Annotated in this window: 23 protein-coding genes; 16 read left to right on the top strand and 7 right to left on the bottom strand. The window is 33.7% G+C overall.

Annotation, left to right across the window (positions count from 1 at the left end; genetic code table 11):
* Positions 1-22: 22 nt before the first annotated feature.
* Positions 23-973 carry a helix-turn-helix domain-containing protein gene (locus C1638_RS06860; protein ID WP_109619470.1) on the bottom strand — a complete coding sequence of 317 codons (951 nt, stop codon included), beginning with the start codon at positions 971-973 and terminating at the stop codon, positions 23-25.
* A gap of 272 nt (positions 974-1,245) precedes the next feature.
* Between C1638_RS06860 and C1638_RS06850 the strand changes: the two genes are divergently transcribed.
* Complete coding sequence (locus C1638_RS06850) at positions 1,246-2,094, top strand: phage tail-like protein (protein WP_123838351.1); 849 nt, start codon at positions 1,246-1,248, stop codon at positions 2,092-2,094.
* A gap of 199 nt (positions 2,095-2,293) precedes the next feature.
* On the opposite strand, the gene C1638_RS06845 is transcribed toward C1638_RS06850, so the two are convergent.
* A complete protein-coding gene (locus tag C1638_RS06845; RefSeq protein WP_109619464.1) occupies positions 2,294-2,905 on the bottom strand; it encodes a response regulator in 612 nt (203 codons plus the stop codon).
* 5 nt (positions 2,906-2,910) lie between these two features.
* Positions 2,911-5,904 carry a sensor histidine kinase gene (locus C1638_RS06840; protein ID WP_109619462.1) on the bottom strand — a complete coding sequence of 998 codons (2,994 nt, stop codon included), beginning with the start codon at positions 5,902-5,904 and terminating at the stop codon, positions 2,911-2,913.
* A 914-nt stretch (positions 5,905-6,818) separates the two neighbouring features.
* Between C1638_RS06840 and C1638_RS06835 the strand changes: the two genes are divergently transcribed.
* The 11 genes from C1638_RS06835 to chrI all read left to right on the top strand — a co-directional run bounded on the left by C1638_RS06835 (position 6,819) and on the right by chrI (position 16,939).
* Positions 6,819-7,175, top strand: a complete 357-nt coding sequence (locus C1638_RS06835; RefSeq protein ID WP_109619460.1) for a helix-turn-helix domain-containing protein — start codon at positions 6,819-6,821, stop codon at positions 7,173-7,175.
* A 428-nt stretch (positions 7,176-7,603) separates the two neighbouring features.
* Complete coding sequence (locus C1638_RS06830; RefSeq protein ID WP_109619458.1) at positions 7,604-8,860, top strand: aminotransferase class I/II-fold pyridoxal phosphate-dependent enzyme; 1,257 nt, start codon at positions 7,604-7,606, stop codon at positions 8,858-8,860.
* 6 nt (positions 8,861-8,866) lie between these two features.
* Entirely contained in the window at positions 8,867-9,499 is a 633-nt protein-coding gene (locus C1638_RS06825) for a TetR/AcrR family transcriptional regulator (RefSeq protein WP_106915997.1), read from the top strand.
* A 97-nt stretch (positions 9,500-9,596) separates the two neighbouring features.
* Positions 9,597-10,682 (top strand): DNA polymerase III subunit gamma/tau, encoded by a 1,086-nt coding sequence (dnaX, locus tag C1638_RS06820; protein ID WP_109619456.1) that lies wholly within the window; start codon positions 9,597-9,599, stop codon positions 10,680-10,682.
* A gap of 32 nt (positions 10,683-10,714) precedes the next feature.
* Positions 10,715-11,296: a DUF8439 domain-containing protein gene (locus C1638_RS22610; RefSeq protein ID WP_228428067.1), complete on the top strand. Its 582-nt coding sequence runs from the start codon at positions 10,715-10,717 to the stop codon at positions 11,294-11,296.
* Between the two features lie 397 nt (positions 11,297-11,693).
* Complete coding sequence (locus tag C1638_RS06810; RefSeq protein WP_109619454.1) at positions 11,694-12,776, top strand: chorismate mutase; 1,083 nt, start codon at positions 11,694-11,696, stop codon at positions 12,774-12,776.
* Positions 12,777-12,882: 106 nt separating this feature from the next.
* Positions 12,883-13,809 carry a ribosome small subunit-dependent GTPase A gene (gene rsgA, locus C1638_RS06805; RefSeq protein WP_109619453.1) on the top strand — a complete coding sequence of 309 codons (927 nt, stop codon included), beginning with the start codon at positions 12,883-12,885 and terminating at the stop codon, positions 13,807-13,809.
* 599 nt (positions 13,810-14,408) lie between these two features.
* The gene (locus tag C1638_RS06800; protein WP_076355787.1) at positions 14,409-14,825 is read left to right on the top strand and encodes a nucleoside-diphosphate kinase; all 417 of its coding nucleotides are present in this window, start codon (positions 14,409-14,411) and stop codon (positions 14,823-14,825) included.
* Positions 14,826-15,082: 257 nt separating this feature from the next.
* Positions 15,083-15,307 (top strand): MNIO class RiPP chryseobasin precursor ChrA, encoded by a 225-nt coding sequence (chrA, locus tag C1638_RS06795; protein ID WP_109619451.1) that lies wholly within the window; start codon positions 15,083-15,085, stop codon positions 15,305-15,307.
* 3 nt (positions 15,308-15,310) lie between these two features.
* A complete protein-coding gene (gene chrH / locus C1638_RS06790; RefSeq protein WP_109619450.1) occupies positions 15,311-16,408 on the top strand; it encodes an MNIO family chryseobactin maturase in 1,098 nt (365 codons plus the stop codon).
* A gap of 45 nt (positions 16,409-16,453) precedes the next feature.
* The gene (gene chrI / locus C1638_RS06785) at positions 16,454-16,939 is read left to right on the top strand and encodes a chryseobasin maturation helper ChrI (protein ID WP_228428065.1); all 486 of its coding nucleotides are present in this window, start codon (positions 16,454-16,456) and stop codon (positions 16,937-16,939) included.
* 213 nt (positions 16,940-17,152) lie between these two features.
* Here chrI and rpe read toward each other — a convergent pair whose 3' ends face one another.
* Both rpe and chrP read right to left on the bottom strand, forming a co-directional pair.
* Positions 17,153-17,803 (bottom strand): ribulose-phosphate 3-epimerase, encoded by a 651-nt coding sequence (rpe, locus tag C1638_RS06780; protein WP_109619448.1) that lies wholly within the window; start codon positions 17,801-17,803, stop codon positions 17,153-17,155.
* A gap of 114 nt (positions 17,804-17,917) precedes the next feature.
* Entirely contained in the window at positions 17,918-18,991 is a 1,074-nt protein-coding gene (chrP, locus tag C1638_RS06775; RefSeq protein ID WP_109619447.1) for a chryseobasin maturation metalloprotease ChrP, read from the bottom strand.
* 51 nt (positions 18,992-19,042) lie between these two features.
* Between chrP and C1638_RS06770 the strand changes: the two genes are divergently transcribed.
* Positions 19,043-19,747 carry a DUF4294 domain-containing protein gene (locus C1638_RS06770; protein ID WP_109619446.1) on the top strand — a complete coding sequence of 235 codons (705 nt, stop codon included), beginning with the start codon at positions 19,043-19,045 and terminating at the stop codon, positions 19,745-19,747.
* Between the two features lie 23 nt (positions 19,748-19,770).
* On the opposite strand, the gene C1638_RS06765 is transcribed toward C1638_RS06770, so the two are convergent.
* Both C1638_RS06765 and mnmC2 read right to left on the bottom strand, forming a co-directional pair.
* Positions 19,771-20,187, bottom strand: coding sequence for an NUDIX domain-containing protein (locus C1638_RS06765; RefSeq protein WP_109619444.1), 417 nt, complete (start codon positions 20,185-20,187; stop codon positions 19,771-19,773).
* A 123-nt stretch (positions 20,188-20,310) separates the two neighbouring features.
* Complete coding sequence (mnmC2, locus tag C1638_RS06760) at positions 20,311-20,985, bottom strand: tRNA (5-methylaminomethyl-2-thiouridine)(34)-methyltransferase MnmC2 (RefSeq protein WP_109619443.1); 675 nt, start codon at positions 20,983-20,985, stop codon at positions 20,311-20,313.
* An 85-nt stretch (positions 20,986-21,070) separates the two neighbouring features.
* Between mnmC2 and C1638_RS06755 the strand changes: the two genes are divergently transcribed.
* From C1638_RS06755 to C1638_RS06745, 3 genes are all read left to right on the top strand, one after another.
* Positions 21,071-22,141 (top strand): branched-chain amino acid aminotransferase, encoded by a 1,071-nt coding sequence (locus tag C1638_RS06755; RefSeq protein WP_109619441.1) that lies wholly within the window; start codon positions 21,071-21,073, stop codon positions 22,139-22,141.
* Between the two features lie 127 nt (positions 22,142-22,268).
* The gene (locus C1638_RS06750; RefSeq protein ID WP_109619440.1) at positions 22,269-22,781 is read left to right on the top strand and encodes an FKBP-type peptidyl-prolyl cis-trans isomerase; all 513 of its coding nucleotides are present in this window, start codon (positions 22,269-22,271) and stop codon (positions 22,779-22,781) included.
* Between the two features lie 81 nt (positions 22,782-22,862).
* Positions 22,863-23,900, top strand: a complete 1,038-nt coding sequence (locus tag C1638_RS06745; RefSeq protein ID WP_228428110.1) for a peptidylprolyl isomerase — start codon at positions 22,863-22,865, stop codon at positions 23,898-23,900.
* The last annotated feature ends 70 nt before the right edge of the window (positions 23,901-23,970 follow it).

The raw sequence follows: 23,970 nt of genomic DNA, 5'->3' as shown, positions 1-23,970 counted from the left end.
TTGGTAAAACAAATTGAAGTATTTACATATTACTGATGTATTCTGATGGAGTGATCCCTTCCATCTGCTTAAATACACGGTTAAATGTAGATTGGTTTGAAAAGCCTGCTTCTGTATAAATATACATAAGAGTTATCTTTTCAATATCATTTTCGCTAAGCAGTTTTTTTACACATTCAATTCTGTGCATATTCAGGTAGTTATTAAAATTGGGATATCCTTTATATCGAATCGATTTGGATATATAGCTGCTGTTGATATCCATTTCTATAGAAAGCTTGGAAATATTAAAATTAACGTCCTTATACAACTGTTTTTCTTTCATTACAGATTCTATTTTTTCAAATAACTCTTCTGCGAAAAAAGGAATTTTTTCTGTTGTTGTCCCCGACTGTATTTCCGGATATAATTTTTCCTCTTGAATTTCATGATAAATTTCAACTCTTCTTATTTTATCCTTAAAGTAGATGAGAAGCGAGATGACTGCTACATTGGATGTAACGAGAACAATATCTGTTAACCTCACATCTTCCGGACTATGTTTCTGGAAATTAAAAGAAAAGTTTTTGGAAATGATAAATCCCGCGGCTATGTTGAGTAGAACAAATAGCCCATAGATAAAGACATACTTTCTTGGAAAAAAAACATAGGCAGCCAACGGAATAGGAATAAGCCATACAAAACTTGCTACCGAATTATTCCAAAAAGCCAGCATGATATAAAAATTGTAAAGCGTGGCAACAATAATGTAAGAGTGAACTAATACATTCACCGAGTAGCTTTTTCGAACAATCAAATAAGTGTAAATCAGTAAAAAAAGTCCTCCATAAAGATACCAAGACATCATTTTATCAGGAATGATAAATGTAAATATCAAAGCAAATACGGCAAGAATGATCCACATCAGAACATTGTAGTAGTAGATCAGCTCTCTCTTGTATTGTTCAATTTGTTCAATTTTTGTAGTGGCCATTTGTGGTTTGAGATAATTTATTTTTTTTCAATACATTTTTGGCAGTCAAATATTAAAAATGACTGGCTTAAATTTTTGACATTCAGTATTTTGTGTTTTGTTGTAGCCGTTTCCGGTTTTTCATTGATTATTTATAAAATTGATTTATCAGTGCAGATAACTTTGCATCAGGATAACCGAATCAAACTAGCTGTTCATCTGAAAAATTAATCTACGCGATTGTATATACTTAATCAATAAATCAAATAATTGTTTTAACAAATATAACTAAAATGAAGAAAATAAAATTATCTCTTTGTAGTATGATATTGTGTTTATCTGTAAATGCTTTTTCTCAAGTTGGTATAAATACAGATTCTCCCAAAGTTACGCTGGATGTTGTAGGTAAGCCAGATATAAAGACGGTACCAGATGGTGTAATGGCTCCAAAATTGACGGGAAATCAGCTTAAAGATAAAGATGATGTATATCTTACTGCACATGCCGGTACATTGGTTTATGTGACCGAAGCAGTAACGGTACCATCGGTTAAAACGGCAAAAGTAGACAAGCCGGGATATTATATGTTTAATGGTGAAATCTGGAAGTTTTCTTTTGGAGGAACTGATGGTGATGATATTTCAATCGGAGAATTAACTTATTATCATGGAAGTATACCTGCCGGAACTTCTGGGGCTAGTATTCTTGCAAGCACCTATCTTTCTGATCTGCCTATTCTGGGAGGAGTTTTGAGACTTGACGCTCAGTTTGATGGAAGCTCGGCAGGAACTGGATCTACTACTACCTTTAATCCCAGACTTTATAATGTAGGATCATCTGATATAAAGATTTGGGTTTCAGAAATGTCTACCCATACTGGTGATTCTGATAATGGAAATATTAAACTGTCACCCGGAGCTTTCAGACAGTTTGATGATGGTGTTTACCTTACACAAACGCATAATGAAACCGTAACATTTGATATTACCATACAGCAACCGGAGCCAAGATGGTACAGAGTATACTATGCATTTCGTGTAGATAACAAATCCATGACAGGAGGCAGTAATGCTACTACTACGGATTCAAGTACTGCCGATAATACAAGAGAACTGTTTCTTTCCGTACAAAGGCTATATTAATAAAGTTTCTTTACTTACAACCTAACTTCTCTGATTCTAAAAACAAATGATGAAAAAAAATTAAAGGAATCAATCAATAGGCCCATTTATTGGACCTAGTTAAAGTTATGTTTTATCTGGGCCGGAATTTTGTGAATTTTCCGGTCCTTATTTTAATAAAATATTTATTGAATTAAATGAAAGAATGGTTGAAGAATCATCAATGCATCATTTCATACACTTTAATCAGCTCTGCAATGTTGCCTACATCAAGTTTTTGGAATATCCTCTTTTTGTAGGTACTTACGGTAGACATTTGAATATTAAGTCGGTTGGCAATTTCCAGATTTCCATTTCCATCTGCCAAGAGTTTGAAAATCTCGTATTCGCGGGAAGAAAGTTTTTCAGCGGGATTATCTCTTTTATTCTGGATGATAAGCCCAATTAATTCAGCAGGATAAAAATACCCTTTTTCAAGAACTGTTTTTACTGCATTTTTGATTTCTTCTTCACTGCTTTGCTTATTAAGATATCCCTCGGCCCCTTCTCTAATGTATTGTATAGCAACATCTTTATCATACCCGGAAAATACTAAGATTTTTATATTTTTCTGGATGTCCTTAAGTTCTGAAATCATCTTTTTATATTGAGTTCCGGGCATATCAATATCTAAAATAAGGAGGTCATATTGCAAGGCTCCCAACATCTTTTTTACCTGTTCATAGTTCTCAGCGAAGTCTATATTCAGACTAGGGAAAGCCGACTCTAAAACTAGTGCTGTTCCTGCTCTGACTACATAGTGATCATCAGCAATTAAAATTCTTTCATTCATATAAATTAGTTTTTATTGAGCATTATTTCTACAACAATCCCTTTCGGATGATTCTGTCTAAAGCTTATTTCAGCATTAATTTTTTTTACCAAATGAATCACCATATGCAGTCCCAATCCTTTTCCCTTAAAGCTGGGAGTCTCCAGTTTAGGATTCTTAAAAAGATTCATGTAGATGGCTATCTGTTCTGCAGACATTCCTGCTCCAGTGTCTGTTATTGTGATGGTAGATTCTTGTTTATTCCCTGTAATATTCAAGGTTATCTGTCCATCAAACGTATTCTTTACGGCATTATCAAGAATATTGTGAACAATAGCCATTAAAATACTCTCATTTACATGGGAATAAACTTTGATTTCAGCCATGTTGATAATCATCGTACCTCTTTCCTTGGCGATCTCACAGAATAAATTTTTCTTAATCTCCAAAATTCTATTAACAGGATATTCTTCCTCTTCAAAAATATTTTCGGCTTTATAAAGCTCTGTATATTCTTTTAAATTCAATGTAAACTGATAAAGCTGTTCCGAAGATTTATAAATACTGTCAAAATACTTTTTCTGCAATTCTACATCATCCGACTCATACAATTTCTGAGAAAGCATAGCAATAAACCTGATAGGAGTGGTAATATCATGACTGATGGTTTCTACCAGTTTTTTCTGATATTCAGTTTCTTTTTGTAGGTCGCTTTTTACCACTTCAAGAGTATGGGCCGTTTCTTTCAACTCTGAATTTTTGTTGTGAACAATCTGCTTTAAGGCCTTATTTTTTATTCTTAAAAAATTAGTTGTTAGCTGAACAATGATAGTGATGATAATCAGAATAATAATAGAAACAGATACCCTAAACAGCAAAGTTTGATAAAAAAATGGCTGGATCTTAAACTGAATCTTTTTTTCTTCGTATTTCCCATCCGGAGAGATCAGCATTCTCACACTGAGCGTATATTCTCCAGGAGTAAGGTTACTGATGGTATATTTCAGTTCCTTTCCTGTAGTGATCTGTTCCCATCCGGTATTTTCTGTACCTGATATTTTAGCCTCTATATAAAGGTTTTCCAGATTAGAAAAATAAGGAATATCTATAAAAATCTCAGCTGTTTTATAATCTTTTTTTAAATCAAGAAGATGATGGAAATATTGAGGTTCAGAATTTCCAATCTTTACCCTTTCAATATAAATTTTACTTTTGTCCGGATAGTAAGTTTTGATACTGTCCGGATTGAAAAATACAAATCCATCCATAGAAGGAAATACAAAATCTCCGTTTTCTAATGCGTAGGCATTAGGTTGTGAACTTCCATTAAATTCATTTGTTAAGAATCCATCCTTTTTAGTGAAACGATAGTAAAAAACTGGTGTTTTTTTATTCTCACTATATTGGAGAAGCTGTTTTTTAGGTACCTTAAACAGACCATTATTGGAAGATATCCAATAAAAAGCCTTTCGATCTTCAAGAATATAATGGGCAGACTGAAGGTAGTTATTCCTGTCATTTGGCATTTTAATAAGCTTACGGTTTCTGAAAAGATAAAAACCATTCTTATTGGTCATAATCCAAATGAGATTATCCTTTGTTCTGATAATGCTTTTAACATGAATGTTTTTCAGAAGAGGAGTGATTGTTTCGTCTCCCAAAGTAATAGAGTACAGCCCATCACTATTTCCCACCAAGACTTCATTATTGCTGTATTGGGCAAAAGTATTGACAAAGCTTTTAAAATCATAAACAAAATCCGGCTTTGAAAATATGTCCTTTGTAGAAAGATGCAGCTGACTTTTTGAAAAATCTGAAAACGAAGAACCATATAGATTTCCACTTTTCAAAAACGTCTCAAACCCTTGTTTTATAAAGGTAGAATCTTTCCTTTTGTAACCAGATTCCTTATAAAACCGAATGACGCTATTTCTTTTCCGGATAAGAATATTACCGCTTTTATCATACATCATAAGGTAATTATCATTGTTTCCAAACGAATGCTTGTTAACAATTCCGTGTTTACTAAACTCTGTTCCGTCTTCTGCAATAATAGTGCTTTTACTAAATGGGAGGGACGCATAGTACACATTGTTTGAAAAATCGGCTTCCTTTTTAGCAACATAAAAATCCGAAAGCCTAAGAACATTCAATCCATTATTCAGCGTTCCAAGATAAAGTTTATTGAAATCCTTATCGTAGAACATCGAATAATAAGAATGACTGCCTATTTCATTGAACTTTACAAGAAATTTCAAAGTAATTTCATGCCCTTTTCCTTCTACAAGATATATATTATTGTGATTGATGATGAAAGTTTGATTCGTGATTTGCTGCCAATATACCTTTGTATTTGGATCATTAAAAAGACTTTTCTTTTCATCAACAAAAATATTCCCCTTATCAATAGAATAAGTTTTTCTGGTCTTCAGATTATTAATAAAAAGAATCTCATTAACTACAAAAAAATTGTTAAGATCCTTCTTAGAAAATGGAACGGATATTTTTGTCTCTTTCCCTGTTTTATCTTTGTAAATAATAGTGTTTTTTTCGGCAAAGTGATATGTTGAATTTTTAAGCTGAATAAAATAGTGAATATCGTTATAAAAATTACATGCAATAATATTATTTGCAATCCTGTTTATAGCGGTTCTTCCTTTTAAAAATCCGATTTTATCACTGCTATGAAGACTGGTAACCTTAGGGAATCTATTTTTAATAATGATTTTGTTTTCCTGAAAGTTATTGAGAACCGTAATACTGTCTGAAAGCGGATCACCAATAAACTCTCCAAAATGCAGATTATTTATTTTAAAGCTATTAAAAGTAATAAAAGAACTGCCGTCATAGCGCACAAGTCCATTTTCTGTAGAGATCCATATAAAACCATATTTATCCTTAACAATGGCCTTTGCACTGCTTTGTGGAAGTCCGTTGTCAATATTGTACCATGTTGAAGTATGGCGCTGTCCGTAAACGTTGAAATATAAGCAAGTAAAAAACAATGCCCAAACTCTCATATGTGCACAACTGATCTATGTTTTCTGCATCAATGCAAAAAACGGTTAATAATAGTTTTTGTACAAGTCGAAGTTTTTTTTAAGGGTAGGAATGATTGAAAATAAATTTTTGTCATTAATTTTTTTAGCCGTTTGTGTTTTATGTGTTAAATAGATTTATTTGATGCGGTAAAAATAATGAAATTATACAGATAAATCAATATTTTTTGATGAGTATTAATAAGAGTTTTGTGTGTATTTATTGATAATGAAGCAGATATTTGTCGGTTTTTTTGTAGTAATATTTCTACAAAGAGTGATAATTTGTCTCATTCAATCAATTATGTGGCAAAAACTGTGATTTTAATTTGTCATTTTTTTAGATTTTATGAGTGTTAAATATTGATGTTTCAGAAAATATGTAAGCCTTGATGGGATGACTCAGTGAGGTTTATTCAATTAAATGTGTTGAAGATCAGGGAAATGCTTGTAATGCTTCTAGTTTGTTTTTGTGTTTTATATGAGTTTTTATTTATGTTTTTCATTGATTATGTTTTTGTAGTAAAAGTTTTACAATGATATTGTGATAATTCTACATATTTTTTTTGATCAGGATAAATAGCTTTTCTACTTTTGCAAACGGTTCCCACAAAGATGAAAGAGGCTTCTAATTAATTAGATGATTCTAAGAACACAAACGGTTTTTACCTCAAAAGTAAAGGGTCTCTTTCAAGGGATCTTTTTGCTTTTTATACAATTGCATATTTGTACAGGAACTTTGCATCTAAGAAATCAACCCTTTTTTATAGAATAAATCTGCATCAGCATACTTGTTGAAGAGGCTGTTCTATTCATTAATGATCCGAAAAGCTCACCATATGGTTTTTAATTCTTAACTTTAAATTTATGCTTTAAATCAGCATAAAATCAAAAACATGATGAAAAGAAGTAAAGAAATTACTAACCAATATTTTATATTTTTAGAAAAGCATGTTCAGGATGTTATTTCAGGAAATATTTCCGAATTTATGGAGGTTAATGAAATTGCTGGACAGTTGGCTATTTCTCATAAACATCTTACCGATACCGTCAAAAAGGAAACAGGACGGCATCCCTGCTATTTTTATGATGAGAAAATCATTCAGGAAGCTAAATGGATGCTTACTCATTCTGATAAATCCATAGCAGAAATTGCACGTATTTTTACTTATGATCCCTCTAATTTTTCAAAGTTCTTTAAAAAAATGACAGGTTTTACTCCGGGCAAGTTCAGGAAATCTTATCCAATTTGATTTTTCTAATCTATCCCTCTGAGGCTTCTTTATTATTATCTTTTTAGATAGTCTTGTTCTCCTTTATGGGATTTAAGTATGTTAAAATTACACCTAAAATAAGGCTTTTATAACATTGTGACTGAAGAATAAGGAAAAATAATCTTTTATAAATGAGATGGTTGTAAAAAATTACGGTCTTTTTTTGTTATTTCTTTACTAATATTACTTTATTGATTTCTTTTTTTACTAATTTTCCATTACTAAAAACTAACTAATTCAATAAAAAATATGTTCAAAGTTGCATTTATATAATGGAGTAGTTTGGTTTGCAGATAAAGAGAATTATAAATATTAAGTCTTTAATAATATTTAATCTTTTATGTGGATCAAAGCCCTTTAAATAGTCATATATTTGTTTCTTTGAACCACAACAAACAAGATTAAGGATGAACATCAATTTCACAACAGCAACTATTAAAGACTTTGAGAATATACCAGATAATGATATGGCTCAAAGGGCTGAAATATTTTATGAATATTTAGACTTTGTAAAGTCTAACGGGCATATGAATTACAGACTGAAGAATACTTCAGGGACCAATGCAGTATTGAATGTAAATATTGCAAATCAAAACAGAGAATTTGTTAGTTTTGTTTCTAGTGATTACTTAGGGTTTACACAGCACCCAAAAGTAAAACAAGCTGCTATTGAAGGAATAGAGAAATATGGTACAGGTACAGGAGCAACCCCTCTTATTGGTGGTTATTTTGATTATCATAATGCTTTAGAGAAAAAAATATCAAGCTTTTTTAAAAGAACTGAAGATGAAGCTGTAGTATTTACTACCGGATATACTGCAAATAGTGCTACTTTACAATGCCTAATGCAGAAAGAAGATCTTGCGATTTTAGATATGGCAGTACATGCCAGCGTACATGAGGGATGTGCTTTTACCAATAAAAAAACATTTCCGCACAATAATTTGGAATCTTTGGAACACATTTTGAAGGTATCTGAAAATCTGTACCGTACGAAACTCGTTATTGTGGATGGAGTGTATTCCCAAGATGGTGATACCTCACATATTAATGAGATCTATAATCTAGTGAAAAAGTACAATGCCTTTCTAATGGTAGACGACGTACATGGTGTCGGTATCCTTGGAGAAACAGGAAGAGGTACTTTGGAACAGGCTGGATTACTGGATAAAGTAGACATCATCACAGGAACATTCAGTAAAACGTTTGGTAACCTAGGAGGATATGTTATTGCCGATAAAAAATTGGCAGCATTTATCAGATTCCAATCCCGTCAGCAGATTTTCTCAGCAACAGCCCCACCATCATCCGCAGGAATCGTTAAAGCCATTGATTTGATAGACGAAGAACCGATCTGGAGAGAAAGACTCTGGAACAATATCAACTATTTCAAAAAAGGACTGGATGATTTAGGACTAGATACGGGAATTACTTGCTCAGCAATAGTTCCGGTAAAAATAGGAGATCCATATTTGACAGGAGATGTCGGAAAATTATTAATAGAAAAAGGAATTTATACGAATCCTATTCTATATCCTGCAGTACCGAGAAAAGATGCGCGTATCAGAATGAGTGTTACAGCCAGGCATGAAAAGGAACATCTGGATAAAACACTTAACGCATTTGATGATATTAATAAAAAATTGCATATTGCAAAAAAATAATAAATTATGCCTAGAAAAGTAGTGCAAGGCCCAATTAGGGACAAGGAAAAAACAAAACAAAAACTGCTTGCTGCAGTTGGTAAAATCTTAAGAGTAAAAGGATACTCAGGATTAAAAGTAAGTAAGATAGCAGCAGTTGCCGGTTTTGATAAAAAATTGATTTATGAGTACTTTGGAAGTACAGATAAGCTAATCGATGAATATATTAAGTCTCAGGATTACTGGAGTCAGGTAAATAAAGATGTAGAGATAGATTACTCTGACGGAGGGCATGAACTTACAAAATTTGTCGTGCTTAACCAGTTTGAGAATCTTAAGAAAAATAAAGAACTTCAAAAGATCATCCTTTGGGAACTTTCAGAGAATAAACCTATTCTTAAAAAGTTGGTTGAACAACGTGAAGAAGTAGGGGAAGTTTTATTTGGAAATATCTCAGACCCGTATTTTGGAGAAGGTGCAGCAACGAGACATAGAGCAATTATGGCGCTAATTGTTTCAGGAGCTTATTACCTTAATCTTTATACAGGATATAATGCAAGTGTTTTCTGCGGTATTGATTTGAAAACAGAAGATGGAAGAAAAGAAATTGAACAAGCAATTGTTGAATTGATTGATTTTGCATATAGTAAAAAGAAGTAAAAATTGAAAGTTTTCCAATTTGAGCAGAAATACATTTTTGTTGATATTTGAAAACTTTTAATTTTTAAATTAGAACTATATTTCTTATTTTTGACCAATGGAAAATTTTATAGTATCTGCAAGAAAATATCGTCCTCAAGAGTTTGATACAGTTGTAGGGCAATCCCATATTACGGATACTTTAGAACATGCAATTGAAGAAAGTCAGCTAGCTCAGGCATTGCTTTTTTGTGGTCCTCGTGGTGTGGGTAAAACTACCTGTGCCAGAATTCTAGCAAGAAAGATCAATGAGAAAGATGGCTCGGTTTCAGAAGACGGCTTTGCTTATAATATCTATGAATTGGATGCTGCATCCAATAACTCTGTAGATGATATCAGAGAACTTATAGATCAGGTTCGCTTTGCACCTCAGGTTGGTAAATACAAAGTATATATCATTGATGAGGTTCATATGCTGTCTTCTGCCGCTTTCAATGCTTTTCTTAAGACACTTGAAGAGCCGCCAGCTCATGCGATCTTCATTTTGGCGACTACAGAAAAACATAAAATTATTCCAACTATTTTATCTCGTTGTCAGATCTATGACTTCAAGAGAATTACCATTGAAGATATTCAGGAACACCTGAAAAGTATTGCTCAAAAAGAGAATATACAATACGAAGATGACGCTCTGTACCTTATTGCCCAAAAGGCAGACGGTGCATTAAGAGACGCGCTTTCAATCTTTGACAGGCTTTCCACATTCTCCCAGAAAAACATTACACTGGCAAAAGCTGCTGAAGTTTTGAATATTCTGGATTATGATCAATATCTTAATATTGTAGATCTGGCTAAGGAAAACAAAATTCCTGAAGTACTGTCTGCCTTTAATGATATTGTTAAAAAAGGGTTTGATCCGCATATTTTTGTTGCCGGACTGGGAAATCACTTCAGAGATCTGATGATGGCACAGAATACTTCTACAATTGATCTCATTGAAGTAGGAGAGAAGACAAAGACTAAGTTTATAGAGCAAGGTCAAAAGTGGGCCGCCCAGCAACTGATTGATGGTATTGAAATCTGTAACCATGCAGATATTAATTATAAGAACTCCAAGAATCCAAGACTTACCGTTGAAATTGCATTGATGCAGCTATCTTCTCTGACAGCTAATTCAGGTGATACTAAAAAAAAAAGTTCTTAATACTAGCTCCGTTTCTCAGTGAGAAACAGGAAGTGAAAATCCCCGTAATAAATCCAGAGAAAAAAGAACCCATTAAGACTGTACAAGCTGTACAGCCTGAGGAGGTTCAGAATACTACGGTCAATAAAACTACGAAGCCTTTATCCAGACCCGGAATTTCTTCAGGCTTTAGCATTAATTCCTTTTTGAATAAAGAAGAAAAAGTAGAGACAACAGAAAAAGTTGCCGTAAAAACTGAAAATCTTCCCCAACACCATTTTACAGATACAGATCTACAAATGGAATGGAAAATCATGCTTAAACAGTTACAGGTAAAAAATAACTTTGTTTTTAATGCCGTGAAAACCTTTAAGCTGGAGAAAAAAGAAGAAAATAAGATTAGAGTTTTATTTCCATCAGATTCTGCCAAAGTAGAATTTGATAAGGTGAGTGGAGAATTTTTTAATCATTTCAGAAAAAAAGTTCAGAACCACGCCATTGAGGTAGAATACGAGAGAGACGTTGAAAATCTGAAGATTGAAGTAGTCACCAAAAGAAAAATATTTGAAAAATTTATAGAAAAAAATCCACTTTTAAGAGATCTTGATGATTTAATGAAGTTTGATTTGACATAATTTTTATATATTTGTCAAAGTTTTCTGTTGAAAATAAGTTTTCGACAATAACAAATTGCAACCAGAAACGCTAAAACAAAGACATTTCCAGAAGAAAAATGGAAAAACTATCTAATACATATCTGTCTTTCTTTGCACCCGCTAATTACTTTTTTAGCGGTTATTTTAGTTTTTCTGCTTCTTATTATAGAAATTTCAGAACCTATTACCGATTTTATTGGTATTGTTAACTGAATTTCTTTCCAAAAAATACAGGAGAAGTAGAGCCCTATTATTTTCCTGATTCCTTTAAACAATTTTGAACGGCATTTTTTGAAAAGAATTATAAATTTAATTTATAATCAAAGGGCTATTGCTGTGAACTAAAAAAATATTAAAAAACAATAAAATTTAGAATATGAACTTAAAAGATTTAAAAAACGAGTGGATCAATGAGCTTACACAACCATTAATGATTGCGGGGCCATGTAGCGCAGAAAGTGAAGCTCAGATGCTTGAAACAGCCAGAAGAATTAAAGAATCCAACGCTAATGTATCAGTTTTCCGAGCAGGAATCTGGAAACCACGTACGAAGCCAAACGGATTCGAAGGAGTAGGAGTAATTGGTTTGAACTGGTTAAAAAAAGTAAAAGAAGAGTACGGATTCAAAACAGCTACAGAAGTTGCTAATGCACACCACGTATTCGCTGCTTTAGAGGCTGACGTAGATGTTCTTTGGATCGGAGCGCGTTCTACAGTGAACCCATTTACCGTTCAGGAAATTGCAATGGCATTAAGAGGAACAGATAAACCAGTATTTGTTAAAAACCCTGTAAACCCGGATCTTGCATTATGGATTGGTGCTTTAGAAAGACTTTTAGGTCAGGATATTAAAAACCTAGGGGTAATTCACAGAGGGTTCTCAACATACCAGAAAACAAAATACAGAAATAATCCAAACTGGCAGATTGCTCTTGACTTCAAAAGCCAGTTCCCGGATATTCCAATGTTGATTGACCCGTCTCACATTTGTGGAAACAGAACAGGTTTGGCAGATATTACTCAGGAAGCACTTAACGTTGGTTACCAAGGAGCGATTATTGAGTCGCACTGTAATCCTGATGAAGCGTGGAGTGATGCTTCTCAGCAGATTACGCCTGAAGTTCTTGCGGAACTTATCGGTAACTTAAAAGTAAGAAACTCTAATCTTGCAGGTTTTGAAGGAGAAATGGGAAGACACAGAACTTTGATTTCTGACCTTGACTTCCAATTAATTGAGCTTCTTTCTCAAAGGATGAAGATCTCAGAAAAAATTGGTAAGCTTAAACAAGAGAATGATATTGCTATCTTCCAGCCTGAACGTTGGAAAGTAATTACAGAATACGCTACACAAAAAGCAAAAGAAACAGGAATGTCTCAGGAATTTATTGAAAAAGTCTTTAAAGCGATTCACGAAGAATCAATTGAAGTACAGAATAGCATTATGATCGACAAGAAATAATTTGCTGGAAACAGATAATAACTAGTAGGGCTTAGGGTGTCGGGATTTAGGGTAAACTATTTCCTAACCCTAAGCCCTAATTTCTTATATTTGCACCATATTATTTATGAAAGGAAAAATCATTAAATCTACAGGCAGTTGGTACCAGGTTTTGGAATTGGAAACAAATAAAATTTTTGAGGCCAGAATCAGAGGTAAATTCAAATTGATCAAAACAAGACTTACCAATCCGCTTGCTGTAGGAGATTTTGTTGAGTTTCAGCTGGAACAGGATGATATTGCATGGATCACAAAAATAGAACCACGTAGAAATTACCTGATCAGAAAATCTGTAAACCTTTCAAAGGAAGCACATATCATCGCTTCCAATATAGATCTGGCTTGCTTTATTTTTACTTTGAAGCATCCGGAAACTTCATTAGGATTTCTGGATAGATTTTTAGCTTGTTGTGAGGCGTATAATATTGCACCGTTGATTCTTTTCAATAAGATTGATGTTTTACATGAAGAAGAAATTGAGATTGTAAAAGATGTTGAGTTTATTTATCAGGAAATAGGTTATGATACCTTAGAAATTTCATCTTATTCAGGATTGAATCTCGATCAGCTTCAGGAACTGCTTAAAGATAGAACTTCCGTATTTTTCGGACACTCAGGGTGTGGGAAGTCTACATTAGTTAATGCTTTACAGCCTGGATTAAACTTAAAAACTTCAGAAATTTCAGATACCCATTTAAAGGGAAAACATACCACAACTTTTGCTCAGATGCATTTCTGGCATTTTGGTGGAAATGTTATTGATACTCCCGGAGTTCGTGAATTTGCAATGATTGACATTGAAAAAGAAGAAGTTCAACACTATTTTCCTGAAATATTCAAGAAAAGGGAAGAATGTAAATTCCATAACTGTCTTCATATTAATGAGCCTAAATGTGCCGTTCTTGATGCTCTTGAAGCAGGAGAAATTCAGCATTCTCGCTACGCTAATTACATCAAACTGATGGATGAAGCCGAGGAAGCTTCTCAAAAATAATAGAACATTTTCATATCGTAATAATACCTCAGTTTACTATAAAATAATCTGAAGGAAAACTATTGTTTGCGTATTCAAGTAAAATCTACTATACATATCCTGAGTTAAATTTCGTAGATAGAACAAAGAAATAGAAACTTTAAAAAAGAGTAAGGGCAGTTTTTAGTAACTAAATTTTTTAAAGTAAAAAATTCAATTTTAAGATAATTCTACTTTTTGTCATACCTATTTTGTCACATAACTCTACTTTTCAATACCCGAATTCTAAGCGACAAAAAAATATTTAAAAAATTTTGATTATTTCATTGATTGCATTAGAAGCAATAATGTATTAATATACTTTTATAAGGTTTTTAATTTTATCAAATTAGCAATAAAATAACTCATTTATTGTAAATAAAAAACCCAGCCGAAGCTGGGTAAAAACTAATAACCATGAAAACTCAAATTAAACATGAGAATCGCAATAGAATAAACAATTACTGTGCCAAAGACGAGTTCATAATTTCTTAATAAAAGTTATTTTTATGTTAAAAAAAATTAAAATAAAAATCAAAGATATTTTTTGTAATTTTGCGCCATTAAAAAAATATACATTTATGTCTAACATTACATTCACTATGATTAAGCCTGATGCTGTTGCTGACGGACATATCGGTGCAATATTGGGTAAGATTGCTGAAGGAGGTTTTAAAATCAAAGCTTTAAAATTAACTCAGCTTACAGTTGCTGATGCAAAAAAATTCTATGAAGTACACGCTGAAAGACCATTTTATGGTGAGCTAGTAGAATTCATGAGTTCTGGTCCTATCGTAGCTGCAGTTTTAGAAAAAGACAATGCAGTTGAAGATTTCAGAACATTGATTGGTGCTACTAACCCTGCAGAAGCTGCAGAAGGTACAATCAGAAAGATGTTTGCAAGAAGCATCGGAGAAAATGCAGTTCACGGTTCAGATTCTAACGAGAATGCATTAATCGAGGCTCAATTCCATTTTTCAGGAAGAGAGATTTTCTAAGAAAATTACCTTACAAAATAAAAGATCCGGAGAATATTCTTCGGATCTTGTTTTTTATAGTGACAAATGTTTTTACTCAATATTAAAAACTGTGCCCTTGCTGTCACAATAACTGCCATTTCAGCTGCTTTTAGGTTGAAGTTAGATCTGCTTCTTCTGAGATGATCTAAAAAATTAAATACTGAATAATAAATTGTTGTATTTTAGGCTTGGAATAAATGGAACGTTTATTGCAAATTTTTTATTAAAAAGCGATTATGAAAATTCCAACATTATTAATGGCCAGTTTATTAGCGGTAGGTGTTTCGGCACAAAGTACCCAATCTTCCGGTAAAACAAAAAAGCCGGTAAAGAAAGTTAGGAAAGTAGCTGCTTCCGATACAGCTAAAAAACCTAAGCCCACGACAACTCCTAAAGTTATTGCTAGAAAAGATACGGTTCGATTTGATCCTCGTAATTGCCCTGCCTGCGGGATGGGATAGGAGATGGGAAAGCCTCTGTTAGGATTATCGATGATGGCGGAAGCAGAGTTTGTTTCTGCTATTTTACCTTTATTGCAAAGCAATTCTGTTGATATATTAGAATGGTCATTTGACACCCTTTATAATACAAAAGAACCAGACTGGCTTGAAGATCTGTTAAATTTTTATTCTGAAAATAATCGTCTGATCGGTCATGGAGTTTACTATTCATTATTTGATGCCAGATGGACAGAAAGGCAGGATGTATGGTTGGATAAATTAAAGGAAGAGGTAAAAAAAAGAAAATACAATCACATCACGGAGCATTTTGGCTTCATGAATACTGAAAATTTCCATCAGGGAATACCATTGCCGGTTTCCTTACATCACAAAACACTAGAAATAGGAAAAGACAGGCTTTACAGGCTTCAGAAAGCGGTGGATATTCCTGTTGGGATAGAGAATCTGGCATTTTCATTCTCTGTAGATGATGTTAAGGAACAAGGGATATTTCTTGATAAACTAATTGAAGATACCGACGGCTTTCTGATTCTGGATCTTCATAATATCTACTGTCAATCCTGTAATTTTGAGGTTGAAATGCGGGAGATTATCAATTCATATCCATTGAATAAAGTAAAAGAAATTCATCTTTCAGGAGGAAGTTGGCAGAATAGTGTTTACGGAAAGAAAAATATCCGGAGAGATACTCACGATGATGTTATTCCTGAAGAGATTCTGTCCGTACTGCCATGGGTTTTCTCTCAATGTCAAAATCTGGAATATGTAATTATTGAAAGACTTGGTCATTCCATTCATGGAGAGAGTGAGAAGAATGATTTCCTTGAGGATTTTGTTAAGGTTAAAGAGCTTATGTCAGCTTCAGATTGGAAAGATCAACAAAAAAATCATTGGAATAAAAACGAAATAAAACTTTCAGAAAATCCATTGGAAGATATGCTTTTGTATGAGGAGCAAACCGTGCTTACGAGATTGTTGTTTGACAGTGCTGATATCGCATTAATTAAAAGCAAGGAATTTCATTATTTTAAAACAGAAAATTGGGATCCTGAAATGATATTGACAGCCCAGAGTATCATTAAAAAATGGAACCCTTATTAAAACTGCTCTTTAATTTATAATAATCACAAATCAAAATATATGAAAATGATAACGGTATTATTAATTATCACTGCAGTACTTACGGCTCTTATTGCTGGTTTATTTTATGCTTATTCCTGTTCGGTAGTTCTTGGGCTGGGAAAGTTGTCTGACGCAGAATATTTGAAAGCGATGCAGAACATTAACAGGGAAATTCTAAATCCTGTGTTTTTTATGAGCTTTATGGGAACTGCAATTCTTCTTCCTGTATCTACTTTTTTGTTTAGAGGTGAACAGCCGGCTTTTATATTTCTTTTAATAGCAACATTCGTTTATCTGATAGGTGTTTTTGGGGTTACTATAGTTGGAAATGTACCTATGAATAACCTGTTGGATCAATTTGATATCTCTACTTCTACAACAGAAGCTGTAAAACAAATGCGTGAAAATTTTGAAAACAGATGGAATTTTCTGAACAACATAAGGACTGTTTTTTCTGTAATCAGTATTCTGCTGGTAGTGTGTGCCTGTATTTGGAATAAGAATATATGAAAAGCTTTATATAAGTAAAAATACTTAAATGTAAATACCGTATTTCTACGGATGTTTATGTGATATTTTATTCAGACCTTTGAGTTGTTAGTAAGAAGAATTTAGACATTTAAAGAATCTTGAAAGAAAATTAATAACCACGACGACTCAAATTCCAGCGAAAAGGCAGCTCTATAAGAACTGCCTTTTTGTTTATTTGTAATCTGTTTATTTTTAGATTTTTAAAAGCTCAATAGTTCTTTCCGGACTTTCTGTGGAGAATACTGCATTTCCTGCAACTAGAACATCTGCTCCGGCTTCGAAAAGCTTTGAAGCATTATCAAGATTTACTCCTCCGTCTACTTCAATAAGAGCTGTAGAATTGTTGCTTAAAATAAGATCCTTAGTTTCAGCAATCTTTTTGTAAGTATTTTCAATGAATTTCTGTCCTCCAAATCCTGGATTTACACTCATTAATAATACCAAATCCACATCAGCAATAATATCCTCTAACATTAAAACAGGAGTGGATGGATTTAAAACAACACCGGCTTTTACGCCTTTGCTCTGAATGTGGTGGATAATTCTGTGAAGATGCGTACATGCTTCATAATGTACAGAAATCAGATCCGCACCATGATTGATAAATTCATCAACATAATTTTCAGGTTCCACAATCATTAAGTGAACATCCACGAATTTTTTAGCATGTTGCTGAACAGTTTTCATTACAGGAAAGCCAAATGAAATGTTAGGTACAAATCTCCCGTCCATTACATCAATATGGAACCAGTCAGCCTGGGAGTTGTTGAGCATTTCAATGTCTCTTTGCAGATTCCCAAAGTCTGCAGATAAAAGGGATGGAGCAATAAGCTTCGTTTTCATTTTTACTTTATATTAGATATTTAGAGTCAAGATTCAAGAGCTGAATATAATATGTTGAAAATAAATATTTTCTATTCATATTTCTAGGGTCTTGAATCTTGGGTCTTGATTCTATTAATGATACTTCAGTTTCATTTCCGGTTTGATCTTCAGAACGGTTTCGTAGATAAGTTTGATGACGTTTCCTACATCCTCTTTAGATACCATTTCCACTGTTGTATGCATGTAGCGCAAAGGTAAGGAAATTAATGCACTTGGTACTCCGCCGTTAGAATGGGCGAAAGCATCAGTGTCTGTCCCTGTTGCTCTGCTTGCTGCGGCTCTTTGATAAGGAATTTTTTCAGTTTTTGCAGTGTCAATAATCAATTCTCTAATGGTATGGTGAACACTTGGAGCAAAGAATACAACTGGTCCGTCGCCACATTTCTGATTTCCTTCTTTTTCCTTTTCAATCATTGGCGTTGTAGTATCGTGAGTGACATCTGTTACAATTGCAATGTTTGGTTTAATAGTGTCAGCAATCATATCTGCTCCGTATAACCCAACTTCTTCCTGTACGGAATTGGTGATATAAAGACCAAATGGGATAGATTTTTTATTTTCCTTTAAAAGGCGTGCAACTTCAGCAATCATAAAACCTCCAATTCTGTTGTCTAAGGCTCTGCATACGAAATATCTGTCGTTCATTTCAAAGAATTCATCAGGATAGGTTATTATACATCCTACAAAGATTCCCATTTCTTCCACTTCTTTTTTGGAAATAGCCCCACAATCAATGAAGATATTCTCAATTTTGGGAGTAGGTTCGTTCTGATTGCTTCTGGTATGAATGGCTGGCCATCCGAATACCCCTTTTACAATTCCCTTTTCTCCATGAATGTTAACTACCTTAGATGGAGCAATAGTCTGATCTGAACCTCCATTTCTGATTACGTAGATTAGCCCTTCATCAGTTATGTAATTAACATACCATGAAATTTCATCAGCATGAGCTTCAATCACTACTTTAAACTCAGCCTCAGGATTTATGATGCCATAGCATGTTCCGTAATGATCTACTTCAATTTTATCTACATATGGTCGGATATAGTCCATCCAAACCTCTTGTCCCTTGTGTTCATAACCGGTTGGTGATGAAGTGTTTAAATATTTCTCTAAAAATTTCAAAGATTTCTTTTCAAATTTCATAAAAAGGAATGATTTTTGCGTTTAATTTTTGTTCTTATAAGTGTAAAAATAATGAATTTTAGTAAGATTATCTGCCTTTTTATTTTCTTTTTGGGAGTCAGTGTTTTTGGTCAAAAGGATTCTGTAGTAGCAAAACCTCTCAGCCAATATCCACCCGAGTCTCTGAAGGTAGATGAATTTGGCAATAAGTATTATTACGACCAACAGCAGAAAGTGAAGATCTATGAAGTGAACGGAGAGCCTGTAGTAGTAATGGATGAGTTGGTTTTGGTTAATAAGCCGAGGTTTAATAATCAGTTGGATAAAAATTACTATTATTTCCTTAACAAGAAATTATACAGAGTATATCCATTATTTGTAACTGCTTTGCAACAGTACAGAGATATTCAGGTAGATATGAATGATATGGATAGTAAGGCTAAAAGAAAGTTTGTAAGAGAGAGACAAAATATGCTTGCAGATCAGTATGAAAAACAACTGAGAGATCTTACAACCACTGAAGGACAGGTTTTTGCCAAGCTAATGAATAGAGCTACCGGTAAAAATGTATATGAAATCATTAAAGAACTTAGAGGTGGATTCAGTGCTTTTTGGTGGAATCTAAAGGGTAAAATGGCTGATATTGATCTTAAGGAGCGATATAATCCCCATACCAACAGAACTGATGAGTTTGTGGAATCATTGCTTCAATCCAATTGGAATTCAGGATACCTGAAGCCCTATCCCGGAGCAAGTGACTTTAAAGTAAAGAAATAAATATAAAATTCCTGTAAGGCTACTTACAGGAATTTTTCTTTTAATTTATCAAATACAATTTTATCTATAGGTAGAGGAAAAGGATTGTCTGGTCTGTCAATATCCATCCATTCAGTTCTTTCAATACATGGATCCATAATAAGGAATTCATTTTCATCTACAATGTTCACTATATAATATATGGTAAGCAGTTGTTCATTCTCTCTGAAGCGGGAAACCAGGAAATCTTCCTGTGTGTAAAAATGTTCTGCAATATTGACCTTTACATTAAGTTCTTCATCAAATTCACGATGCAAACAATCTAATGTTCCCTCTCCGTATTCCAATCCACCACCAGGAAATTTCACTAAAGGTTCACCGGCATATTCCTCAAACAGAGTTAAAACTTTTTTATCTTTTACTGCACAGCCATACACCCTAATGTTGATCTTGTCTATCATATATATAATGTAAAATAATTTGTATAGCTAATGTAAGGAATTTTTATGAGGCATATAGAGGTAAAAAAGCTAAAATAACAAAACAGTAAATTAGCTTATTAAGGATGATGTTCATTTGAAATCTTACAACTTCACAGCATTAATCATTTCTCTTTTTCCCGGAGGCCCTTGTTTTTTCTCTACATTAAAATTAAGTTCCTGTAGTATTCTTCTTACGCTCCCTTTGGAAGAGTAGGTTGTTAATAATCCGTTAATGGCCATTTTGTCAGAAACCATCTCAAATAAAGGTTTTTCCCAAAGATCAGGCTGTACTCTTGCCCCAAAACAATCAAAGTAGACAAGATTGATTTTAGGCAGATTTATGTTCTTTAGATCAAAAAAGTCACATTCTATCTTTTTTAAGTTGAATCCACTAATGATTTCAACTGGCTTTTCCCAATCTGCTAGATGAATTTTCTGATAAATATTTTTTAACTCTGGGTTATCAAAAAGTTCAAAATAGGCTAAATCCTTAACTTCCGATTCATTTATGGGGTATTTTTCTAGGGAAAAATAATTGATGACATGATTTTTGTCAGTTTTTAAATATTCATTAATTGTCACTAAAACATTCAAACCTGTTCCAAAACCCAGTTCTAAAATATTAATTTCGCAATCATTTATTAGATTTAATCCGTTTTTGATAAACACGTGTTCTGCTTCCTGAAGAGCTCCGTGGTGAGAATGGTAGTTTTCGTTTAAATCACTGATAAACAATGTTTTACTTCCGTCGTTTGTGGTCTTAATCTCTCTTTTCAAGCTAATTTTTTGTCAAATTTACTCTAAAATTTTTATATTTAGAAAATTATGTTAAATTTGTAGAACATCGTAAAAATTTTAAAAAATGATAATTCAAAAAACTGAAAACTCCAGAATTTCTACATTTGACCCAAACAATTTTTCATTTGGTGGTACATTCATTGATCATATGATTATATGTGAGTACGAAAATGGAAAATGGGGTGATGTAAAATTAGTTCCTTACGGTCCCATTCCATTTACACCTGCTATGATGGGGGTAAACTATGGACAAGCTTGTTTTGAAGGGATGAAAGCCTATAAAGACAAAGATGGGCAGGTTTTCCTTTTCAGGCCTGAAAAGAATTTTGAACGTATCAACAAGTCAGCGAAGCGTCTTGCTATGCCTGAGGTGACTGAGGAAATGTTTTTAGACGGATTAAAAGCATTAGTAGATATTGATAGAGACTGGATTCCTCAAGGAGAAGGAATGTCATTATATATCAGACCTTTGATTTTTGCTACAGAAGAAGCTTTGAAAGCTAGAGTTTCTGAAAAATATATGTTTGCTATTGTTGCTACACCAGCAAAAAGTTATTATGCAGAACCAGTTTCTGTGAAAATTTCTGATCACTATTCAAGAGCAGCAAACGGTGGAGTAGGTTCTGCTAAAGCAGCAGGAAACTATGCCGCTTCTTTCTATCCAACTCAATTGGCTATTGAAGAAGGATATGAGCAAATTATCTGGACTGACGATGCTACTCACGAATATTTTGAAGAGAGTGGTACAATGAACGTATTTGTAAGAATTAACGATACAATTTATACACCTCCAACTTCTGAGAAAATTCTTGACGGAGTTACAAGAGACAGCTTCCTTCAATTAGCTAAGAAAAGAGGAATTGAAGTGAAAGTAGAACCAATTCCTGTGAAAACAGTAATTGAAGCTTTAAAGAGTGGTAACCTTAAAGAAGTATGGGGAGTAGGTACAGCGGTTGTAACAACTCAATTCCAGGCTTTAGGATACCAAGGCGAGAAATTGGCTCTTCCAAGATTGTCTGATGAAGAAAGCTATGCAGCTACACTTAAGAAAGATTTGGTAGATCTACAAAATAATCTTGCTGAAGATCCATTCGGATGGAGAGTAGTAGTAGATCACGCTTTAGAAACAGTTTAATCTTAACTGAATAATAATATTGAAGCCGGGAAATTCCCGGCTTTTTTTATTTATATTAAATTGTTATGGTAAATCCTAGGATAAGTTTTGTAATTAATTCATGAAATGTGTATTTTCGCATAAGTTTATGAAAAAATTACTCTTCATATCAGCCATAAGCCTGTTGAGTTGCAATAGAAATGCACAGACGGCTCATCCTCCGGTAGGAGGTGTTTTAAGCCAAAAAGATCTGGATGTTTCTAAGAACAGGATGAAAAATCTGAATGTTATAGAAAGAGGTCAGATTCAGGACTGGATCAATGGACAAGCTGTAAAGTATTACCCTACGCAGCTTAACTATTGGGTTACAGTGGATGGCTATGATCATAGAGAGAGAAGAGCAGATAACAGCCTGATCTCTTATTCTTATGAGTTGTACGATTTTGATCAGACAAAAATCTATGATCAGCCTTTTGAAAGAAGAGATGCCAAATTCGGGCATTTTGATGAACTGAAAGCGGTGGAGAATGCTTTGCGTTTTATACATGATGGAGAGGAAGTAACGCTTTTGGTGCCGTCTTCTTTGGCATACGGAACTTTTGGAGACGAAAAGAAAATAGACAACGATATCCCATTAATCATAAAATTAAAAGCTTTATAATACATGAAATTGTTTAACAAAAATATAATTCTGGCGGCGGCAAGTATTTCGCTGATGAGTTGTACCCCAATTTATAAAAAAATGAACGTAGACAAAGAAACTTACGAAGGTCTTAATGACGGACTTTATGCTAATCTTCAAACCACAAAAGGTAACTTGATCGTTAAGTTTGAGGACAAGAAAGCACCAGTAACTGTAGCCAACTTTATCGGTCTTGCAGAAGGAAAAATCGATAACAAAGCTAAGGCTAAAGGAGTTCCTTACTATGACGGAACTATTTTCCACAGAGTGATCAAAGATTTCATGATTCAGGGAGGTGATCCTCAGGGAACAGGAATGGGAGATCCTGGATATAAATTCGAGGATGAAAGAAATGACCTTAAACATACAGGAAAAGGGATTCTTTCTATGGCGAACTCCGGACCAAACACAAACGGGTCTCAGTTTTTCATCACTGAAGTAGCTACACCTTGGTTAGACGGAAGACACACGATCTTCGGAAAAGTGGTAAAAGGTAATGATGTAATTGACACCATTGCTAATGTTGAAAAAGGAGCTCAGGATAAGCCTAAAACAGATATCGTTCTAGAGAAAGTTTCTATTTTCGGAAAAGGTGACGAGTACAAAAACTACGATGCAGCTAAGACTTTCAATGAAGGAAAAGCTAAAATCGCAGAAAACAATAAAGCTTTCATCGCTAAAGAAGAAGCTGAAAAAAAGAAAAAAGAAGAAGAATTCAAAGCAAACCAGGAAAAATTAGTTGAAAACTTAAAAGCTGGAATGCAAAAAACTGAATCAGGTCTTTACTATAAAATCACTAAAACAGCTGACGGTAAAGCTCCAAAATCTGGTGATAACGTATCTGTACACTATGCTGGAAAGTTAGTAGACGGTACTGAATTCGATTCTTCATTCAAGAGAAACGAGCCAATCGAAATTCCAATTGGAATGGGAAGAGTAATCAAAGGATGGGATGAAGGTATCCTATTGTTAAAAGAGGGTGAAACTGCTACTTTATTGATTCCACCAGCAATGGGTTACGGAGAAAGAGGTGCAGGAGGAGTTATTCCACCAAACTCTTGGTTAGTTTTCGATGTTGAGCTTGTAAAAGTAAAATAATTGAATCTTTTTTAAGATATGAAAGCCGTTCTGAAAAGAGCGGCTTTTTGTTTTCATAAAAGTACCGTAG

It is taken from the genome of Chryseobacterium oncorhynchi (assembly GCF_002899895.1).
GTDB lineage: Bacteria > Bacteroidota > Bacteroidia > Flavobacteriales > Weeksellaceae > Chryseobacterium > Chryseobacterium oncorhynchi.
Note: the sequence above shows the minus strand (reverse complement) of the source record. Positions and strands in the feature narration are given on the sequence as shown.